The organism is uncultured Lamprocystis sp. (assembly GCF_903933125.1).
Classification (GTDB): domain Bacteria; phylum Pseudomonadota; class Gammaproteobacteria; order Chromatiales; family Chromatiaceae; genus Thiodictyon.
This window is the reverse complement of the sequence record NZ_CAIZIZ010000477.1, coordinates 21546-42651: the sequence shown is the minus strand read 5'-3', so window position 1 is coordinate 42651 and position 21106 is coordinate 21546. Positions and strand designations below refer to the sequence as shown.

Annotated in this window: 15 protein-coding genes; 9 read left to right on the top strand and 6 right to left on the bottom strand. The window is 64.4% G+C overall.

Going from position 1 to position 21106, the window contains the following annotated elements:
• Positions 1–19 precede the first annotated feature (19 nt).
• The 9 genes from ccoO to QZY03_RS26230 all read left to right on the top strand — a co-directional run bounded on the left by ccoO (position 20) and on the right by QZY03_RS26230 (position 9489).
• Positions 20–766, top strand: a complete 747-nt coding sequence (gene ccoO / locus QZY03_RS26270; protein ID WP_295586244.1) for a cytochrome-c oxidase, cbb3-type subunit II — start codon at positions 20–22, stop codon at positions 764–766.
• Positions 759–974, top strand: a complete 216-nt coding sequence (locus QZY03_RS26265) for a cbb3-type cytochrome c oxidase subunit 3 (protein ID WP_295586241.1) — start codon at positions 759–761, stop codon at positions 972–974. Before ccoO ends, QZY03_RS26265 begins: the two co-directional genes overlap by 8 nt.
• Positions 961–1875: a cytochrome-c oxidase, cbb3-type subunit III gene (gene ccoP / locus QZY03_RS26260; protein ID WP_295586238.1), complete on the top strand. Its 915-nt coding sequence runs from the start codon at positions 961–963 to the stop codon at positions 1873–1875. Before QZY03_RS26265 ends, ccoP begins: the two co-directional genes overlap by 14 nt.
• A gap of 84 nt (positions 1876–1959) precedes the next feature.
• Positions 1960–2115: a hypothetical protein gene (locus QZY03_RS26255; protein WP_295586235.1), complete on the top strand. Its 156-nt coding sequence runs from the start codon at positions 1960–1962 to the stop codon at positions 2113–2115.
• Positions 2116–2337: 222 nt separating this feature from the next.
• Entirely contained in the window at positions 2338–3765 is a 1428-nt protein-coding gene (gene ccoG / locus QZY03_RS26250; RefSeq protein ID WP_295586233.1) for a cytochrome c oxidase accessory protein CcoG, read from the top strand.
• A gap of 46 nt (positions 3766–3811) precedes the next feature.
• Positions 3812–4339, top strand: coding sequence for a FixH family protein (locus QZY03_RS26245; RefSeq protein WP_295586230.1), 528 nt, complete (start codon positions 3812–3814; stop codon positions 4337–4339).
• Between the two features lie 37 nt (positions 4340–4376).
• Positions 4377–6911 carry a heavy metal translocating P-type ATPase gene (locus tag QZY03_RS26240; protein ID WP_295586227.1) on the top strand — a complete coding sequence of 845 codons (2535 nt, stop codon included), beginning with the start codon at positions 4377–4379 and terminating at the stop codon, positions 6909–6911.
• 102 nt (positions 6912–7013) lie between these two features.
• Positions 7014–7253, top strand: a complete 240-nt coding sequence (gene ccoS, locus QZY03_RS26235; protein WP_295586225.1) for a cbb3-type cytochrome oxidase assembly protein CcoS — start codon at positions 7014–7016, stop codon at positions 7251–7253.
• 7 nt (positions 7254–7260) lie between these two features.
• The gene (locus QZY03_RS26230) at positions 7261–9489 is read left to right on the top strand and encodes a GNAT family N-acetyltransferase (protein ID WP_295586222.1); all 2229 of its coding nucleotides are present in this window, start codon (positions 7261–7263) and stop codon (positions 9487–9489) included.
• A gap of 24 nt (positions 9490–9513) precedes the next feature.
• Here QZY03_RS26230 and QZY03_RS26225 read toward each other — a convergent pair whose 3' ends face one another.
• Genes QZY03_RS26225 through QZY03_RS26205 form a run of 6 tightly spaced genes read right to left on the bottom strand, consistent with a single transcriptional unit; the run spans position 9514 to position 20961 of the window.
• Complete coding sequence (locus QZY03_RS26225; protein WP_295586220.1) at positions 9514–10242, bottom strand: hypothetical protein; 729 nt, start codon at positions 10240–10242, stop codon at positions 9514–9516.
• A complete protein-coding gene (gene pglZ, locus QZY03_RS26220) occupies positions 10239–12269 on the bottom strand; it encodes a BREX-3 system phosphatase PglZ (RefSeq protein WP_295586218.1) in 2031 nt (676 codons plus the stop codon). Before pglZ ends, QZY03_RS26225 begins: the two co-directional genes overlap by 4 nt.
• Positions 12266–15091, bottom strand: coding sequence for a DEAD/DEAH box helicase (locus QZY03_RS26215; protein ID WP_295586216.1), 2826 nt, complete (start codon positions 15089–15091; stop codon positions 12266–12268). The genes pglZ and QZY03_RS26215 overlap by 4 nt, the downstream gene beginning before the upstream one ends.
• A 43-nt stretch (positions 15092–15134) precedes the next feature.
• Positions 15135–17756 (bottom strand): hypothetical protein, encoded by a 2622-nt coding sequence (locus tag QZY03_RS26210; RefSeq protein ID WP_295586215.1) that lies wholly within the window; start codon positions 17754–17756, stop codon positions 15135–15137.
• Positions 17753–18157: a HEPN domain-containing protein gene (locus QZY03_RS32270; RefSeq protein ID WP_363170087.1), complete on the bottom strand. Its 405-nt coding sequence runs from the start codon at positions 18155–18157 to the stop codon at positions 17753–17755. Before QZY03_RS32270 ends, QZY03_RS26210 begins: the two co-directional genes overlap by 4 nt.
• Entirely contained in the window at positions 18157–20961 is a 2805-nt protein-coding gene (locus tag QZY03_RS26205; protein ID WP_295586212.1) for a DNA methyltransferase, read from the bottom strand. Before QZY03_RS26205 ends, QZY03_RS32270 begins: the two co-directional genes overlap by 1 nt.
• Positions 20962–21106 lie beyond the last annotated feature (145 nt).

Below are 21106 nucleotides of genomic sequence, written 5' to 3'. Positions count from 1 at the left end.
CTACTGGAGTTTTAGAGACATGGCTGATCGCAAAGTCAAAGCGAAGAGCTTTCAGGAATGGATGGAGATCAACATCTGGGGTCTCCTGTTCTTTCTCGGCCTGGCCTTGGCCGTCGGTGGTCTGGTCGAGATCGTGCCGCTGTTCTTCATGAAGAACACCATGGAGCATAATAAGTTCCCGGAGATCGTCTGGCCTAAGGCGGGCATCGAGCCCATCGTCGCCGTGGATGAGGCGGGGAAGCAGGTGTGGAACTGGCAGCCGGGCGATGGTGTCCGTCCCTACACCGCACTGGAATTGGCCGGCCGGGACATCTACCAGCGTGAGGGCTGTTACCTTTGTCATTCGCAGATGGTGCGGCCGTTCCGTGATGAGAAGGAGCGTTACGGTCACTACTCGCTGGCCTCGGAGTCGATGTTCGATCACCCGATGCAGTGGGGTTCCAAGCGCACTGGCCCGGATCTCGCGCGGGTGGGCGGCAAGTATTCGAACGACTGGCACCGCCAGCATTTGCGCCGGCCCCAGAACCTGGTGCCGGAGTCGGTGATGCCTGCCTATCCCTGGCTGGATGAAAGCTATGTCAATGGCAAGCGGATGCGCAGGCATATGAGCGGCCTGCGACTCATCGGCGTTCCCTATGCGGACGCCGACATCGAGAAAGCGCCGGAGGTCGTCAAAGGAAAGACTGAGATGGATGCGCTGGTGACCTACCTCCAGGTGCTTGGTACCATGGCCAAGCTGGATGAGGCGAAGGCCTATCGTGAATAGCCTCAGCGAGTATTTTCATACCGACTGGCAGGCGATGACGACCAACGACTGGATCGGCATGATCCTGACCGTCGTCATCTTCCTGCTCATGGTCGTGGCCTACTTCCAGGTATTCCGTCCCAAGAACCGGGAGCGGCTCGAAGCCCGCAAGTACATCCCGTTCGAAGAGGACAACGAGTTCAGCGGAGACAAAGATGGCGGAAAATAACCCCTTCCCCGGCGAAAACAACACGGGGCATGTCTGGGACGACAACCTGCGTGAGTTGAAGAACCCGCCGCCGCGGTGGTGGATGCTGGCGTTCTGGGCCTCCGTCGCCTTCTGGATCGGCTATGCGATTCTCTACCCGATGTGGCCGATCGGTCAGGAGCCGACCCAAGGCGTGCTCGGCTGGAGCCAGATGAAGGAGTATGCCGAGGGCGTGGCGCAGATCACGGCGAAGCGCGCCCAGTTCGAAGAAAAGCTGGCAGGGATGACGGCCGATCAGATCATCGCCGACCCCGGGCTCAAGGAATACACCCTGGCTTCCGCCAAGGTGCTGTTTGGCGATAACTGCCGGGCCTGTCACGGCAGCGGCGGGGCGGGTAATCCCGGTTTTCCGGTCCTGGCTGATGACGACTGGCTGTACGGCGGCACCACGGCCAAGATCCAGGAATCCATCGCGGGCGGGCGCAAGGGGGTGATGACGGCCCACGAGAAGATCCTTGCCCCGGTCGAGGTGGACACCCTAGCCAATTGGGCCGTGCAGATGAACGAGACGGCCGGGGCCGGTGGGAGCCCGGAGGGTTGGGCGTTGTTCAAGAGCAAGGGCTGCACCGCCTGCCATGGCGAGAAGGCGAACGGACACGTGGTCGACCTGCCGAACGGTGAGTTCGTTTCGGTCGGTGCAGCCAATCTCGCGGACGGGATCTGGCGCTTCGAGCCGGGCGGCTTCGAGAGTGCCAAACACACGATTCTCTACGGGGTCAATCAGCCCAATGTTCCGGGGACGCGCGATGCCGTGATGCCGGTTTGGGGGCCGGACGCGACCCGTGGTGGTGTGGCGAAGTTGGGGCCTGAGGAAATCAAGAAGCTCGTCGTCTATGTCCACGAGTTCGGTGGCGGCCAATAGGTCGAGTCGGCGGCGTGGACGACTCCGGCGGGCGGCAACAGCAGCGCCGTCCGCCGGCCATACAGCGCGGAGAGGGGAGTTGTCATGAATGTTGTTTCCAACCTGATGAATTGGGATCCGGTCGCCTGGATGTCCATCCTGATGGTCGTGATGGCCGTCGTCATCATCACCTTTCTGGCCTTCAAGGTCGCGGCACTTATCAAGCAGGATGCCGCGGCCCATAAGCATCAGAAGCCCTAGCGGCGCTCCGGCGATACCCTATCCGGGGGCCGATGTCCCCCTTTTTCTGTCTGGGGTCTTCTCCGGATCAAGGGTATATCATTGCGAAAAGACATGGGCTTAAGGTTGCCGGGACGCTACGATGATCCGCCCCCGCCCGCGGAAGTTCAGTTGTTCGTCCCCGCCGTGGAGAGACCTGGCACGTATTCGGCATAGGTCGGGTTCAGGAGTTGTTCCGTGAGTATGAGTGACACACGTCAGCATCAGGCCGCTGTCGACGCGCTTTACGACGAGGCCGAGCACTGGCACGTCAATACCGGCGGCGAGACCATCCATGCCAAGCGCATCCGTGGGCGCTGGCGCACCATCAAGTGGGTGACGGCGAGCGTCTGGCTGATCTTCTTTCTGGGTCCCTATCTGCGTTGGGACGGGCGCCAGGCGGTTTTGTTCGATATCCCTAACCGTCAGTATCACCTCTTCGGCGTGACCATCCTGCCCCAGGATTTCTGGATGCTGTCGCTGCTGTTGCTCTTTTTCGCGATCTTGCTCGCGGTGGCGACGGCCTTGGTCGGGCGTGTGTGGTGCGGCTTCTTCTGCTTTCAGACGGTGTGGACCGATATTTTCACCTGGATCGAGGAGCGGCTGGAGGGAACACCGCCCCAGCGGCGCAAGCTCGATCAGGAGCCTTGGAGTCGCGCGAAGGTGCGCACCAAGCTCACCAAGCATCTGTTGTGGATTCTGATCGGCTTCTTTACCGGTTTCAGCTTCGTGGCCTGGTTCACCGATGCCCCCGGTCTGTGGGGTGCGTTTTTCCTCGGGGAGGCGAACAGCGCGGCCTATATCTCAGTCGCGCTGTTCACGGTCGGCACCTACGTCCTGGCCGGCTACCTGCGCGAACAGACCTGTTTCTGGCTCTGTCCCTACGCCCGCATTCAAGGGGTCATGCTCGACAAGACGACCATTGTCCCTACCTATGACGAGCGCCGCGGTGAACCGCGCGGCAGGGTCAACAAGGGCGAGACGGCGGCCTCCCGGACCAACGGCGACTGCGTCGACTGCAATCAGTGTGTCGCGGTTTGCCCGACCGGCATCGATATCCGTCAGGGGCAGCAGGAGGGCTGCATCACCTGCGCCCTGTGCATCGACGCGTGCGACGAGGTGATGGAGAAAGTGGGCCGGCCGCGCGGTCTCATCCGGTACGCCTCGCTGGACGAGTTCGCCGGACAGGCCCCCAAGGCGCTGCTGAAGCGTCCGCGGGTCTGGGTCTATGCGACCATCCTGGCGGTCGCCCTGTCCGGCATCTTCTACGGGATGTCCGCGCTGGATGCCATTGATCTCAAGGTGCTGCATGAGCGTGCCCCGCTGTTCGTCACCTTGAGTGACGGCTCGATCCAGAATAAATACACACTCAAGATGCTCAATAAGATGCCGGAGGAACTTGCGGTGCGAATCAGTGTCTCTGGGCCGGAGGGCTTGAAACTAATCGGGGCCGAAGCGCCGGTGGTCATTCACGCCGGCGGGGTGACGCCCGCGATGGTCTTCGTCAAGGTGCCGAAGCGCCATCTGAAAAAGGCGCAGGAGCCGATCCGCTTCCGGGTGGAGGCGACCCGGTCGGACGGTCTGGTGGTCGAGTCCGAGCGGACCAGCGTCTTTGTCGGGCCGGACCGCTGATCCAGCTGGCCGGTCAATGTAATCAGTCGTCAGGAGAGTGAATTCGATGCAGTCATCCGTAACGGCCAACAGGTCCAATTCGCCCTGGCGCAATCCGTGGGTCCTTGGCTGGATCGGCCTGATCGTTGTGGTGTTGGGGGTCAATCTGACCATGGTCTATTTGGCCGTCTCGACCAATCCGGGCCTGGTCAGTGAAGACTTTTACAATCGTGGGCAGCACTATGAACAGACGCTGGTCTCCCGTCTGGCGAAAGACCCGGGCTGGACCATGCGCACGGACTTTCCCGACGACCTCAGGCCGGGGGAGCCTGCGACCATCCGGGTTGTCCTGGTGGACAAGGTCGGTCAGCCGGTGACGCCCGATGAGGTCACCTTCTTCGCCTACCGGCCCTCGGACAAGTCGCGGGACTTTTCGGCGCCGATGACGGCCGAGGGGCCGGGACGCTACGCGGCCCAGGTCGTGTTTCCGCTGTTCGGCGCCTGGGACGGCCTGATTGCCGTGCGCCAGGGCGAGGATGAGTTCACCACCGGCGATGCGATCATCGTGACCCGTCCCGATCGCCCGGAAAACTAGGACGACGTCGATCCGGCGCTCGGTTGGGGGTAACGCGGTGTCCGATCCGGTCTCGGTTACGGCAGCCGGGATTGCGCTCCAGTCGCCTGACGACGCGTCTCGGACCGGGTGCTTTCACTGCGGTTTACCGCTGAATCCGGCAACGGATGCGCACGCCGTCATCCGCGGCCACGCTCAGGCGTTTTGCTGTACCGGCTGTAAGGCGGTCTGCGAGGCGATCCATGCCGCCGGACTGGAGGGCTTCTATCGCCGCACCACCGCGGGTGAGCCGCTGGGTCCGCCGCCGGAGTTGCCGCGGGATTTGGCGCTCTATGATCTGGATGCGGTGCAGGAGGAGTTTGTCGACACCGCCCGCGCGGATCGGGAGATCAATCTGCTGGTGGAAGGGATCCACTGCGCCGCCTGTGTCTGGCTGATCGAGAACGGGCTCAAGACGCTGCCGGGGGTGGAAGAGGCGCGGGTCAATCTGACCGGGCGGCGGCTGCGCGTGCGCTGGGACAACGGGCGCATCCAACTCTCGCGCATTCTGGGGCGCCTGGGTGCGATCGGCTATGCTGCGGTGCCCTTCGATCCGGAGTCGGCCGAGGGTGCTCTGCGGCGTCAGGGCCGGAATCTGCTCTATCGCATGGCCTGGGCCGGGTTCGCGATGATGAACCTGCTGTGGATCTCCATCGCGCTGTACAGCGGCGCGGATCAGGGCGAGTTTCGCGGGCTCTTTCACTGGATCGGTCTGCTGCTCGCCACTCCCACGCTCCTCTACTCGGGCTATCCTTTCTACCAGGGTGCCTGGCGGGGGCTGCGCTCCGGGCACCTCAGCATGGATCTGCCGATCGCCGTCGGGGCCACGATCACCTGGTGCTATTCATGCTACGTGACAGTCAGCGGCACCCGCACCGGCGAGGTCTACTGGGACACGGTGGTCAACTTCCTGTTCGTGATCCTGGTTGGGCGCTTTCTGGAGGGTCTGTCCAAGCGCGAGGCGGTGGCCTCGACCCAGCGACTGCTGGACCTTCAGCCCAAGGTGGCGACGGTCGTGCGCGACGGGACCGAGAGCGTGGTCCCGCTGCGCTCGGTCGCGCTGGGGGATCTGGTGCTGGTCCGGCCCGGTGAGCGGGTGCCGGTGGACGGGGAGGTCATCGACGGCACCAGCGAGGTCGATGAGTCCATGTTGACCGGGGAGTCCCGGCCGGTGCCCAAAACGGCGGGTGCCGCGGTGTCCGCCGGCACCATCAATCGCGCCGGGGTCTTGCGGGTGTGCGCCACGGCGACGCTCCGCGACACTGCCCTGGGGCGCATCATCCGTCTGGTGGAGGATGCCCAGTCCAGCCGTGCGCCCATCCAGCGTTTGGCCGACCGCATCGTGCCCTGGTTCGTCGCGCTCACCCTGGGGCTCGGCGCTCTGACTTTCATCCTCTGGGTCGGCGTGGGCATCGAGATCGCCCTCATGGCCGGGACCTCGGTGTTGATCATCACCTGTCCTTGCGCCTTCGGCATGGCGACCCCGATGGCGGTGGCCGTGGCCTCCGGTCTGGGCGCCGCACGCGGTATCCTGGTCAAGAACGGCGCCGTGCTGGAGCGCTTGTCGGACATCGATCACTTCGTTTTCGACAAGACCGGTACCCTGACGTTGGGGCGGCCTGAGGTGACCGGGTGGCGGGTTGGTTCCAGTCCGTGGTGGCGGCTGGACGCGGACGGGCTGGATTTCAGCGCCGCGCAGCGGTCGCTGTTGCGGCAGGTCGGCGCCCTGGAGCGACTCTCCGAGCATCCGGCGGCGGCGGCCGTACTGGACCTGTGCGCGCGTGCCGAAATCGGGCTCGATGGGATTCACTGCGCTGCGGTCGAGGTGGTCCCCGGTCAGGGTATCCGCGGTCACGTCGCCGGGGTCCTGGTGGCGGTCGGCACCGCCGAGTGGCTGGACCGGCAGGGTCTTGGGGCGAGCCCGGTCGACGATGGCACGAATGACCTGAACTGGCTGGCGGACGCCGGTCTGATTCACTGCGCGGTCGCGGGTCTGGGAACCCTGGTCCTGGCCACCGAGGATCGGCTGCGGCCGGGGGCGGCCGAGGTCGTCGGGCGGATGCGCGCCCAGGGTATCCGGGTGACCCTGCTGACCGGTGACCGACTGGCCGTCGCTCGCCGGATCGCTGCCGCAGTGGGCGATGTCGAGGTCATCGCCGAGGTTCTGCCGGCGGACAAGGACCAGGTGATCGCGCGGTTGCAGGCCGCTGGACAGCGGGTTGCCATGGTCGGTGACGGGGTCAACGACGCGCCGGCCCTGGTGCGCGCGGACGTCGGCATCGCCATGGGCAGCGGGACCGATGTCTCGATCGCCAGCGCGGATATCGTCCTCATGTCCGACACCTTGGAGCGGGTACTCGAAGCCGCCGAGTTGTCCCGGCGGACGCTGCGGACCATCCGGCAGAATATCGCCATCTCGCTCGTGTATAACCTGATCATGGTGCCGCTGGCGATGGCCGCCGTCATCACGCCCCTGATCGCCGCGATCGCCATGCCGATCAGTTCACTGGCGGTGATCGGCAACTCGGCGCGGATTCGCGGCATGTTCAACTAAACCGCGCCCGGCGCGGTATGCGATGTTGCTGGATACGATCAGCCTCGGCAGACGCGACGATTGCCGGAGCTGGCGCGGTTTAACGTATTAATAGGATAGCGAATGGACGTCATCTACGGTTTGATTCCCGGAATGCTCGCGCTCGGGTTGGTCGCGGTCGCCGTGTTGTTTTGGGCGGCTCGTAACGGCCAGTTCGATGACCTGGATGGCGACGGTCGGCGCATTCTCATGGATGAGGACGAGGTGGATCCGCGCCGCTTCCCGGACGCCGATCCGGAACCGCCGCCGCCCACGCCGACGCCCGACATCCGCGGAGAACAGGAACCAAAGGCGCGGTCATAACATCGTCGTGGCTATCCCGGCGTCCCGATCGCTGGTCGAAGCCCGGGCGCCGCGGCATCGACTCACCCTGGTGCTCAGTGGCGATCCGGACTGGACGGCTGCCGCGGCGCGCGCCGTGGTCGCGGCGGTTGGACGCGAGAGCCCGGTGTTCTGGATTTCCGATCGTCCGCTCGACCCAGGGGTTCGTCCTCTGGCAGCGGCGACGCGTCTGCTTGGCGGTGAGTGTGGTCTGCTCATCTATGACGCCTGGTCCGGATTTGATCCGGACGGCTTTGGCGCAGTCACCGGGACCCTGCGCGGGGGCCGTCTCCTGGTGCTCCTCACCCCGCCGTTTGACGGCTGGCCCAGTTTGCCGGATCCCCAGGCGGGGCGCATCGCACCATGGCCGCTGGGTGCCGATGCCGCGGGCTGTCGCTTCATCGCGCGTCTGGTCCGGGTATTGAGTCGCCAGTCAGGTGTGGTGATCCGCACGCAACGGGACGGTGCTGCCGGTTCGGTCACGGACTCGCCGTTTCCATGCGTCAACGATACGGCGATTAACATCCCCTGGCCGGCGGCAGACCTCGCTCGCCCGGCGACCCCTGATCAGCAGCAGGCCATTGAGGCGATCCTGCGGCACGCGCGCGGCCGTCCCCGCCGGCCGCTGGTGCTCACCGCGCACCGCGGGCGCGGTAAAAGCGCGGCGCTGGGGCTCGCCGCCGCCCAATTGCTCGCTCCGGAGACCGGGGCCGCCGCGGCGCGGCCCTATCGCATTCTGGTGACGGCACCCAACCGCGCGTCGTGCGACGCCCTGTTTCGCCACGCGGCCCTGGCCTGGTCGGGGTCGCGACCGGACGGCAGCGGGTTGCGCGCGGGTGATCGGGCCATCGTCTTCATGGCACCCGATGCCTGCCGTGAGGCGCATCCGGACGCGGATCTGCTGCTGGTGGATGAAGCGGCCGGCATCCCCGCCCCGCTGCTCACCGCGTTGCTGGAACAGTATTCACGCGTGGTCTTCGCGACCACGGTTCACGGTTATGAGGGGACCGGTCGCGGTTTCGACTTGCGCTTTCGCGAGACCCTGGACCGCTTGACGCCCCAATGGCGGGGCCTGACCCTGGAGTCACCGATTCGCTGGGCTGCCGACGACCCCTTGGAGTCACTGGTGTTTCGCGCCCTGTTGCTGGATGCCGCCACTGCCGGCACCGCTGACCTGGAATCGATCGATCCCGCCGTCTGGCAGCCCGAGCGGCTGAATCGCGACGCCTTGGCGGTGGATGACGCCCTGCTCGGGCAGGTCTTCGGGCTGCTGGTCCTCGCGCATTACCAGACCCGGCCGCTCGATCTGCGGCTGTTGCTCGACGGACCCGGCGTGCGCGTCCTGGTGCTGCGCCATCAGGGGTTGGTCGCGGGGACTCTGATCGCCGTGGCCGAGGGGGGCATGACCGATCCGGACTTGCTCCAGGCGGTTTATGACGGCCGCCGCCGACCGCGGGGTCACCTGCTGCCGCAGACACTTTCCGCACATGGTGGCCTCTTGGAGGCCCCGCGGCTGCGTTACCTGCGGGTGGTGCGCATCGCCGTACACCCGGCGCTGGCGCGTCGGGGTCTGGGCCGCCGACTGCTGCGCGGGCTCTATCGCGCCGCGCGAGGGGAGGGGATCGATCTTGTGGGCACCAGTTTCGGGGCCACCCCGGGCCTGATCGGCTTCTGGTCCGCTGGCGGCTACCGTCCGGTGCAGATCGGTCTGAGCCGCAATGCCGCGAGCGCAGAGCACGCGCTGGTGATGCTGCGCCGCGTCAGCCGGTCGGGCGCGGCCTTCCTCGGCGCGGCCGGTCGGCGGTTGGAGGCGCGGCTCCCGGTCTTGCTGCCGGGTCCATTGCGCCGCCTCGACCCCGCGGTTGCCGCGGCCGTGATCGCCGCAACGCCGAGCTCCGACAGGCCGCCGCGGAGCGCGGACCCTAACCAGCAATCGGAGCAGCAATCGGAGTTACAGTCGTTCACCGCCGGGCATCGAACCCTGGAGGCCGCACTGCCCGCGCTTGCCGCGGCCACCGGTCAATGGCTGGGGTCTGCCCTGCGCTGCGGTCACGTGACCGCGGACGAGGCCGCCTTGCTGGCCGCCGCCACCGCCCAACTGCGGCCGGTGGGCGAGTTGGTGGAACTTTTCCAGGCCAGTGGCCGGGCGGCATTGATCGAACGCCTGCGCGGCGTCGTGGGGCGGATGCTCGATCATCGGGCGGATCGCGAAACCTGATCCTGCACCTCGTAGCAGCTTCGCTTACTTTGGGCCAACTTCGACGACATCGCTGTCGAGCCCCTGCCGATGCACCCTGAAATGAGGTGCGTCACGGATTTGTCCTGCGCTCAGGTCGAGATCGAAGGGGAAAAGCGCAGGGTGCCCGACGAGCTGGGCAAACGGAATGGATGTCTCCTCGGCGTCCAACAGCAGTGCCTCGATGAGCACCTTGCTCACTGCAGGGCCTACCTTTCGGTGGACCGTTGCCTTTTCGTACATCCCCCGTGTCGCGGTGTCCCGCAACGCCTCCCATTGGATCATCGAGCGCACGATGCGTTGCACTGCGCGCTCCAGCGTCGAGCGCTCTCCCCAGGCATCCACGAGCCTTCGGGTCAGGTGCGCGAGCGTGAACTGGCCCTGGAGCATGAGCAGGCGACCAGCTGCCGCTGTGACGTCCGAGAAGATCGGATAGGTGCCCAGCATCATCGCCCAATGCAGGGCGAGCCGCTCCTCGGGCGTGCAGCGGCAAAGCTCCGCGCTGGCCCGGCCGTGCAGGGCCGCCGCGTCTTCCGGAACCGCTCCCCATATGTGGCTCAAGACCGTAACGGTCTTGCCGCGGGCGGTGTCTCCTTTAAGCACGTCATTGAGCAGGTTCGACAGATGTGTTCGCATCGCCTCTGGTGGTGCCCCGGCGGCCGCCTGAGCCGCGGCGGCGTCGAGCCAGTCCAAATCGATGCGCCGGTCGAAACCGATGCTCGCCCGCCGTGTCATCGCTTCTCCGCAACGCGAACGAAGGGAACCATCACCTCTTCGAGTGCGATTCCCCCATGGCTCACGGACTCCGTTCCGACGGGCATGAAGCACGCGCCATAAGGTGCGATTAGGGGGAAATAGTCTTGCGGCAGCCCAATCTGCGGCCACGCAATGGCGGAAGGGAAGTGCGGCATCGTGTTGCTCCTAAAGTCTTGGTTTCGGAAGATATGGGCCCGTTCGCCCCGCTGCTCGGCGGTGAGCCCGACATCCGGCTTTCCGAATCCGCGCCCGAACACGTTGCCGTGGTCCGCCGTGACGAATACCGCGAATCCTCGCTGCAGCAAGGCGTCGACCAAACCCGCGAGCTGCTTGGTGCGGGACCACACCTCGACCAGCCCGTGCAGGCCCGGGGTGCCCAGGCCGACCTGGTGCATGCTCTGGTCGATCATGCCGATCACGGCCCCGATGACGCGCACCATGTTGTCATCCGCCGCACCAAGGATGCCGTCCGCCAGCGACTGGAAAGACTCCTTATGACCCTGCGGCTTCAGGTAGCGCACCACGCGCTCGCCGAGTCCGCGGTCCTGCCAGAAGCTCGACCAGTGCTTTTGCTCACGGTGTGTGCCGTCAATGCTGGCCGCGAATTCGAGCGGGATTCGGCCGGAGAAGATGGCCTGGCGTCCGATCTGCGTGAGCGTCGGGATCCAGCTGAAGATTGCGTGCTCCTCAACACGCAGTCCGTCCAGCGAATCGCGAAGGATGTGCCACTGGTCAATGGCCATTCCATCGATCACAAGCAGCGCGATGCGTTCGGTGCCGGGCTGCCCGAGGTGGTGCGCAAGGTAATGGGGAACGTGATGTCCCAGCACCGGCCGCGGCAAGTAGGGGAGCGACGACATCGGAGCGAATCGCCGCAACAGCCAGGTCGAGAACGCGGCCTGCACAGCAAGCGCAAGCGCCTCGGCCTCCGCTTCGCTCGTGGCGTCACGGTTCGGCTCAGTCTGCCAGCGCAGACGTACCCAGGTTCCCCAGCGCAGGCTGAATTCCTGCCACTGTTCGTGGGTGGCCTCGTCAGCCTTGGGAATCGTCGTGCCAAGCTCTTCCAGAAGATGGCGAAATCGGCTTTCGAGGCTCGATGCCGGCGAATCCGCGATACCGACCCCGAACCACCGATCGTCTGCAATGGGCCGCACCGCTGGGGTCGGCTCAAGGATACCGTCCGCGAACAGGTTGTCCATGTAGACGCGGACATCGTCATGGTCGAACGGCAGGACCCCCGGCCCGAGTATGCTCGGCGCGGCCGGCTCGCGACCGGGGACGACATCGAGCCCCTTTGCGATGAGGAAGTGCGGCCAGCGCTCCGAGAGGAAGGCCAGGAAGGCATCCCGATCCGGCACGATCCGGTCGAGAGGCCAGCTTTGCCAAACCGGATCCTGCCTCAGTAGTTCGACGAAACGCTCGTCGAGGCTTGGAGGAATGATCCGCGAGCGGTAATGCCGGCGCAGTAGAACACGCAGCAGATCGGCAGGTTGCTTGATCAGCTCTGGGGCGATCTCGAAGACGTGCCGCAGGATGAAGTCGCGGGTGGCGTTCGTTCCGAGGCTGCCCGGGGCGACCTTCGCGAGCGCCTTGGCAAGGGCGTCGAAGTGCTGCGGGTCCAACTCGGCGACGATGTTCGGCGCCAGCATCGGGAAGAGGTGAACGAGGCTGAATGACAACACCCGTCCGTTCTCACGGGCATCTTGAAGCAAGTCGTGGGGGACCTGCCTCAAGTCGCTGTGGCTGGTTCGGATGACCACCACCAGATGTGTGGCTTCGCCTCGGTCCCAGTGCTGGCGAAACCGGGTCTCGTAGGCGTACCGGAAAGCGACCGGATCGCCGAACCCGATCAGTTCGAAGCCGCTCTCTCCGAGGCGCTCGACTACCCCGGGCTCGGTGAGCAGCGCGTCCGGGTCGCTTACGATCGTGAGCCGCCCTGCCGCCGCGCTCGCTGCACTGAAGTGCTGAAGGATCGGGGCCCGCCATCCTCCGGTTCGCTCTGTCATGGCGCATCTCCGGTCCGCGCGACCGCGACCAACAGGAGGGGGGTCAGGTCCGGCAGGCCATGCTCCCGCTGCGCAAGATCCCGTCGCCAGCCCGCCTCCTCCTGGGCGAGCTGGGCCAGGCGGAAGCCTCGTACCTCCGGCAAGCCGAGCCGCTCGATTGCCCGGCGGCGCGCTGCAAATGCGTTGGTCATCTTCCTGGTCTCCTGCCCGATGCGTTCTCGGTGCCGCTGGATCAGTTCGTTGAAAACCGTCTTACCCTGCTGTTCGGCCGCCGCACGCGCCTGCTCGAAGGCGCAATCGATGCGTTCACCGGTCGATGCCGGAGCTGCCAGCAGCTCAAGACCGTCGCCCAGCTCGACGATCCGGTCCCAGACAGCCCGCGCCGTTGGACCAAGGGCCTGCCCCTCCCCGGTCACGAAGATCGGCATCGCGCGTTGCTCGCGGCCGTCGAACGTCGACAGCCCGATGCGCCACAATGACCAGAAGCCGCTGACCTTGTCCGATACGCCGGGGACGACGATCCGCGCCACGGGCAGACCCGGGGCGTAGGGCGGTATCCGCATGGTCAGTCCCCGGACATTGGGATCCTCGATGGTGAGCAGGGTCTTGCCGGGATCGTCCGCCGCCGAGCGGGCGAACGATGCGGAAGCGATCTCCCGCCCGTCGGGCCAGGTGAGATCGTAGACGCCCGGGGAGCGCAACCGGACCCGGGCGCCCCGGGTCGCCTGGTTTTGCAGCCACGACACCGTCATGCGCTCCGTCCAATACGGCATCTGGTGGCCCGCCACTTTCTGAGCGGCCGAGGGATCGAGCGCTTCCGTTGCGCTCAGTACGGAAGCACCTTCGCGAGCCGAACGCGCCCGAGCCCGGATGGAGTCCGCCAGCGCCTCGGCCCGAGCCTCCGCCTCCTCGGGCGAGAGCACCGCCTCGACATAGAGCCTCTCGAAGTCCAGTCCGCCCTCCTCGGAGTCGAGTACATCAGAGAGTTTGTCCACGCCGAACTCTTCGAGGATGCGTTGCAGCTTCTCCTCCAGCACCTCCCTTACGCGAAGCTCGACGGTGTCTTCAAGGGCGAAGTTGAGCGCCCGAACGATGTGCTTCTGCCCGATGCGGTCGACGCGGCCGATCCGCTGCTCGATCTTCATCGGGTTCCACGGCAGGTCGTAGTTCACGATGACGTGGCAGAACTGGAGGTTGAGCCCCTCGCCGCCGGCATCGGTGGAGATCAGCACCTGGGCTTCCCCCGCGAAGGCTCGCTGCACGGACTTGCGCGCATCAAGATCCATCGATCCGTTCAGGCACGCAACCGTGTACCCGCGCTGCCCCAGAAAGTCGGCGAGCATCGTCTGGGTGGGGATGAACTCGGTGAAGACGAGCACCTTGAGTGCCGGGTCGTTTTCCTCGCGTTGCAGCCTCTGAATCCAGGCCAGAAGCGCCTCCGACTTCCCATCCGGCGCCCGGGCCTCGCAGCGGCGGGCGGCGGACAGCAGCAGCTCGACCTCGGCCCGCTCGTTCTTCAGGCCCGCGAGCCTACTCTGAAGCAGCGACTCCATCAGGCCCTGGCCGTCGAGCTCGACCCATTCATCGTCCACATCCTCCCCGAACAAAGAAAGCTGTCCGGAAGGCAGCTCCAGCACCTTAAGGCGGCGCTCAAGGGCCGTGCGGATTGCCGTGGTGCTGGATGTCACCAGGCGCTGCATCAGGATCATCAGGAACCCGATGGCCGTCCGCTTATCGCGCACCGCCTGGTTGTAGCCTTCGCGGACGTATTCGGTCACTGCCTCGTAGAGTGCGCGCTGCTCCTGGCGCGCGGCCTCCCAGGCCACCGAGACGATCTGGGTATAACGCGGGCGGAACAACGGTTTCCCCTCGGCATCAATGGCACATCGCTTCTCGGTCCGGATGACATAGGGCGCCACGTTGTCCCGCGTGACCGACTCGTCGTCGGGCAGGGCGTCGGCGTCGAGGAAGCCCACCAGGCGGCGGAAGGCGTCGGTCTTGCCCTGGTGCGGAGTCGCCGAGAGCAGCAGCAGGTAGGGTGACGCCTGGGCCAGGGCTTCGCCGAGCCGATAACGCGCCACCTGCTCCGAGCTGCCCCCGAGCCGATGCGCCTCGTCGACGATGATCAGGTCCCAGCCGGCGGAGACCAGATCCTCGAAGCGTTCGCGGTTGTAGCGGGCCACCTGCTCCCGCGACCAGCCGCGGCGGGCGTCCATGGGCTTGATGGAGTCCAGCGGGCAGACCACCTGGTCGTACAGGCGCCAGAGGTTCTCGGTCTCGTCGACCCCTGCCACCTGGCGCCACGCCTGAAAATTGCCGGGCTGAACCAGCCGGAAGTTTTCGCTGAAGTGGGTCTTCATCTCGCTGACCCACTGGCTCGTGAGCCCCGCCGGTGCGACCACCAGGATGCGCCTGGCAAGGCCGCGGACTTTCAGCTCGCGCAGAATGAGGCCCGCCTCGATGGTTTTTCCCAGGCCCACCTCGTCGGCGAGCAGGTACCGGACCCGGTCCCCCGCCATCGCCCGCTGGAGCGCGTAGAGCTGGTGCGGCAACGGGATGACCGACCCTTCGAGCGGGGCAATCAGGGCATCGCGCTCTAGCGCATCCAGGATGCGGGCCGCGGCGGCGACGTAGCAGAGCTGGTCGAGCGACGGACCGGCAGTCTCGGCGAGTGGCTGCAAGCGACTTCGATGCAGGCGCACCACGGCATCCCGCCGGGCCAGCCAGACCTGGGCGGTCTCTTCCCCCCATACGACGTCCACCCCGATGACCCGGGCGGGCTCATCGTGGTCGGGGCTGTAGTACCAGTCGCCCGGCGTCATGACCTACACCGGGTCACGCGCTGCGCATCGCGGTCGCGTGACATCAAGCTTGACCCTTGCGCGTCATCTTCAGACCAAGGCGGTAGAGATCAGGAATCTTGAAGCGGATGACCTCGTCGGCGCTCTCTTCGTAAACGCCAAGTAACCCTACCTCGCGAGCAAGTGGAATGAGCTCTCGATACGGTTCAAGCATTGCTGCGTCGATCGGCGTCCGTCCAGCCTGCCGGAGCGCCTTGAACAGGGGGTCGAGCTCGAGGAACTCCTCTTGCAGGGCCACGACGGCCTGCTCTGAAACGCTCACCAAGGGCTCTGTGAGTGCGCGCGGCCGGACAAAGCTCCGCTCATAGCGTGACCTGCGCTCTTCTCGCCGCTCCCACGCCACTGCCTCCCGAAACAACTGCAGTAGATAACGAGGGAAATGGTCCTCATTGGCGTCCGCAAGCCGATTCCACACCCAATTGCGCGTGAAGGTCGTCTGTCCTCCCTTCATTCGCTCGCCGACGAGCAGGTTCCATGCCTGGTAGACCACATCATCCGACCACCGGTCGACCGGCTCGCCAGCAACGCTCGCGATGAATGGCAGCTTTCTGAAGCTCTCGGCGCGCATCGCCTGCTTCATCACCACTTTGAGAAAGCTCGTTTGGTTCGACCATTTCAGGGGAACCGTCTTGCCGTAAAGATGGCTCTTGTTCGCGAAGTTGACTTGTCGCCAAATATCCTCGCGAAGCATGATCTTGAATCGCAGGCTCGCAAGCCCCTGTCCTACGTCCATCCAGGCTTCGAACAGTCCCTCGATGCTCCGCCGACGCCGCTCGCGCTCCTCCGCCGTGCTGCCGAAGCCGGTGTCGAGACCATCGAAAAGCATCAGCGTTTCAGCATCGACCGCAGCGTCGATTCGACGCAGCCAATCGTGGATGTCGAGAGCCCCCCGGCTGGTGGCGCGGGTTCGTTCGAGTGCATCGATGATCGCGCCTTGACCTGAGAAATCGTTGTCCGCGAGATAGGCCGGACGCACCGCGGCGTTGTCAGCGTCCGCCCGGGCGTCGAGGGCAATTGCCGCGTACAGCGTCCAAAAGTGCCGCCAGCCGATGCCGCCGCGCGCGATCACTTCCTCTGCTGCTGCGAAGCCGTCCGGGGTCAGCTGCCACTGTCGGTCCGCGCTCAAGGCTCTCGGCGCGTGAACTGCCACGGCGCGGGGCGCCCCACGCTCCAGCAGGAAGCGAAACAGGGCGGTCTTCCCCGTTCCTTTCCGACCCAGCACGAGTGGAATATCCATGGAGAGCGCTTCGTCGACACTTTCAGTTCGTACGAAGCTTTCGAGAAGTCCCGCCTGCTCTTCGGCCGTGCCGGCCGAGAAGTCCAGATCTGCCAGCACTTGGGGCTTGGCCGCCTTCACTGACGAGTCTGCCTGCGCTTCGCCGGCACTGCGCAGGAAGCGCTGCAGCCAGTCGGCGACAGGCTCGAAGGCGTCGAGCGTCGCCCGGAACCCTACGACGGAATCACTCGTGGCGAGATCCTCGCGATACTGTACAAAGTGCGTGATGTCGTTGGCGTCGACCGGGTCAAGGCCACCTTGCTGACGCGCGTCATTGAAATCCTCCAGCCATCCGCTGATCCATTCCAGGGGCCGATGCATGTATCGTCTCTTCAGCTCCGGCGCGGTGGTCGCCGGAATCGGAGAGACGAGGAATCGCACCTCTGGTACCAGGCGCTGACCATTGCCGATAGAGCGCCCGGTGGTCGCTCGGAGGATGCTCCGGGCGAGCAGCTCGGTTCCCGAGAGCGTTTGCGGGTGTGGGAAGAACACGATGACCGCGATGTCGGCCAAGTCAAAGAGCAGGGGCCCGCTGAGGTCCGTGATCCCGGTGCGGGCGTCGAGAAGGATTGCGTCCGGGCGAAACGGCAGCAGGCTCTTTAGGCCCTCCATCATGTCCTGCAACGGATTGCGCTCCTCGCGATACCAAGCCCCTGGGTTCACGAATCGCAGCTTGCGCGCATAGTCCGCGCTGATCCGCCCCGCAGGCACCACGAAGAGTCCGTCGCTGCCCGGCGCGGGCAGGATGTGAGCGGCGTAGTCCGGGGTTGCGCCTTGGTCCAGCGTCATCAGGATGTCGACGACGCCTTGGTCTGCCCTGAGTTCGGCATCGCAACCAAGAAGAATCGGGAGTGCTGGGGCCTCGAGGTCCATATCGACGCAAACCACCTTCTTGCGCCTCGCCGCCAATATCCGTGCAGTATGCGCGAGCGCTGTCGACCGGCCGACGCCCCCCCGCAACGAGTAAAATGTGGCGACGAGCGGTGGCGCCAAGTCCTCATCGAGATCGGATGCGAGCAGGATCGAGGGTGTCTGCTCCAGGGACCCGCGAGCCAGGGCTTCCGGCCACAGGGGAAGCTGTTCCGGCTCTAGGTCTCCTGGGAGGGGCCCTGCCCACTCCACCTCCTCTGGGGTCAGAAGGTCTAACCATGCCAACTCAACGCCAGCGAGGGCAAGCATTAAGACTTGACGTCGCTCGGGTTGTCCGATGCCAACGAACTGCGTCGAGATGATGGCGATGTTCCAGCCACGGTAAGGGTCGCGCTGGATCTTGATGTCAGGCTCCTCTGCGTCCCAGCCGAGGTCCTGGAAGCGCTGTCGAAGTGCCGTCTTGATGTCTTGGCTGTTCACGAGCTCCTCCTAATCAATCCCGTGACGAATCCGACGAGCCGTCCTGCCCCGTCGATGAGCTTCTGCGAGTCCCGCTGGCCGCTCGCTGGCCGGGCCTCGTACCGAAGCGCGGTCGTCCACTCATCGATGAAGAAGGTAGCACTTCCATCCGAGTCGCGGAGGTCACGTAGCTGCAAACCGCTGGCCTTCCAAAGCGCACGTAGATCATGACCCGCAGATCCTGAGGTCGGGCGGGGGATTCCTCTTGCCTGTAGGTATGCTTTCAGCGCAGACTCGACCGCGTAACCCGCCATGTAGACGGGACCGACGGACGTCGCTCGCGAAGGCAGCATCGATTTTGCGTCGAGTCCGCGCTCCCGGGCAACGCCCAGCCACGCCTCGCAAGTCGATGGGTCCGGCATCAGTCATCCCCCAACCGCGTCAGCGCGTTGTCGTAATACATGAGCAGCTTCTCGTCCTCCTGGAGCACCGCTTCGGGGAGCTTCTCCGCAACCTTCACGATGGTGTCGTAGTCGCGCTCCTGCCAACACGCCTTGAAGCCGACGCGTACCGCCTCGGTGCGAAAGAGTTGGAGCTTGCGCTGGGTGCTTGTCTTGTACTCCTCGAACTCCCGCAGCAGTGCTTTCTCTCGGATGGCCTCGCGCTCCGCCTGCTTGCTCGGGTCGGGCACATACCAGCGATCACGGGCCTTCTCGATCAATTTCGGGTCTTCCTTGTCGATGTTGCGTAGGTCTTTGTAATTAGTAGAGAGGTAGCGGTGGATCTGGCTCGGGACCGGGCCCCGGCCATCGTAGTGAAGGAAGCTCTGATCGAGGATGACCTTCAGCTCGACCGTCGTCTCGTGCTGCGCCCAAGCCTGAAGCTCGCGCATGTACTGCGGAGTGAGGTCCCGAAAGCTCTGCGGCTTGTCCTGCAACTGTTGGCGCACCCACTGAATGGCGCTGGCCTCGTCGTTGACGAAGAGACTGAGCTGGCGCAGTTCGCTGACGCTCGTGCGCTTGCGGTCGTAGTCCGCCACCTGATCTGGTAGGAAGTACATCCCGTCACGCTCGGGAAAGCGCTGCGCGAGACCCTGGAGGAATTCCGGACTGGAGAGCGGCACATGTAAGTGGCGCTGTACATGGAAGGCGGTCATCCGGTCGAGCAGCATCTGCGCGGTGCGCTCGGCAACCACCTCGCTCGCCGTAGAGCGCCCAACGAACAACGGGACGTTTCCCAGATGCTCCTTGATGAATGCCCAGGCGCCTTCGGCGGTGGCTTGGCCCAGCTCAAATCGATGCGCGAGCATCTCGGTCGGCTTGTAGGCCGTGATGATGAGATCTTGCTTAACGGAGTGACCGATGACTTGCTTATAAGCGAGCTGCTGCTTGTCGAGGGTTCGCATGTCGGCGACCACAAAGCCCGCTGTTCCCATGGCTTCCTGGATCGCGCGCCAAATGGCATTGCTGGAATTGCTGAAGACAACGGTCATCCAGCGACCGGGCTTGAGGACGCGGTGGTATTCCTCGAAGCAGCGTCGCATCAGCGCTTGATACTCATGGACGCCCTTTCGTTTGGCCTGATCGACGATGGCCTCATTTGCCGAATCCGTCATCACGCCATGCCATGATTCCACCAGGAAATTCAGATCCGCGTAATAAATATTCTCGCCGAATGGCGGGTCGGTGAAGATGTAGTCGATGCATGCATCGGGCGTCGGAATCGATGCGCAGTCACCGGTTTGGATGATTGCACGCCCGTCAACCGCTGGAGCCTGAAGAAATGATGTTGCAAGGCGGCTTAACTTAGTAGAGCGCTTCGTCGCTTCGTGCAGGATGTACCACGGACTGCATTCTCCGATGACGGAGGAGATGTAGTAGATTCCAGACATGTAGTTGTTGACCTGAGACCCACCAATCCGGCCGAACTGCTTCTCCTTATATCGGTTGAGGAGAGAAATCCCCCAGATTGCTTGCTCCATGAACCAGAGCAGCATGCGTCGGAGACTCCGATCTGGCACCGCATTTGTCTTACGCCAGAGGGCTGCGACCGCGTGAGCAGCGCGAGGAATAAAGAAATGGTGCACGTGGGTGACGCCAACCAGATCCATCCGGGCACGCTCGTGCGTCATGTGCATGTACGGTAGAGCGGAAGTCGGAACGTCCGGCGGCAACGCCAGCTCTTCGATCCTTGCGAGTAGATCAATGTCCGCCTGCGAAGGAGCACGCTGATGCGTTTTCGCTCCCACGTTGTAGTTGAGGAGCACAGGCGTACGCTTTGGGACCTTTACGACGACGCCGATCGCTTGGTCGTAATGAGTAACGTAAAGCCGATCGAGACGCTTCTTCGTGAGTTCGATCTTACAGTGCGGGCAAGGAAACTTACTGCTGGTATCTCCGGACGCTTTATCGAAAGCCTCCTCAACAAAGTTGACCTCTTTGGCACACTGCGGACACGAGAAGACTTCGCTCCAGACCGTGTAGTTAAGGCGCCCCTTCGTCTTGCCATCCGTATGCAAACACTCGTACATCCATCCGAGTTCATCGCTGACTTCGTTCAGTATCCGCTCTGCCTCCTGCTCGAAGCGCTCCGCATCGAAAGGTAGGTTGTACCCCGCAGCAATGAACGACGCGGCAGGGCCAAGATCGTTCAGGACGACCTTCCGAGCGCCCCATTCGGGGTTGGGGTGCCCGGCAGCTTTCCACTCTACTTCGACCTGCTGGCGGTAGCTAGCTGGAGCGGTCCCGCACCACTGCACGGCGAGCCCCGTCATGCCCGAGCCGCAGAAGCCGTCGAGGACGAGATCTCCGGGTCGCGTGTAGTGAAGGATGGATGGGACGATGGCGAGGTGGGGCACCTTGGTGTGATAGCCATGCGCCTTGTAAAGCTGATCGGTTTTGCCGACGCTGACATCGACGGCGAAGGGCTCGCGCTCGTAGTGCTCGTCCGGGTCGTACGGTTTTCCGTAGACCCGGATGAAGTCCTTAAGGAACGGGTTCGGGCAGGCCGTGTAGAAGGGTGGATCGGACATCCGCAGGATGGCCTCGTCGCTCCCCTGTGGGAAGCCGGGTGTCCTGCGAAACTCTGGATCTTGGAGTCTCTCCTGGAGCAGCCCAAGGAAGTGCGACCGCCGAGCCTCATCGCTCTCGAAGGTCATCCCAAGACACTCGACGGGACCGTTGGCCGGTTGCCGCGATTCGAAAGCAAGATCCTGCTGATTGTTCATCCCAACTTCTCTCTGATGTGCTGCGCCAGGCGGTAGTTCGACTCGTCCTGCTCGACCAGGACCTGAAGCAGGAGGTAATCGAGTGCCTCGGCGAGGTCATCCGTGTTCAGCCCTGTCGAAGACTCGATAAGAGGGACCGTAACGC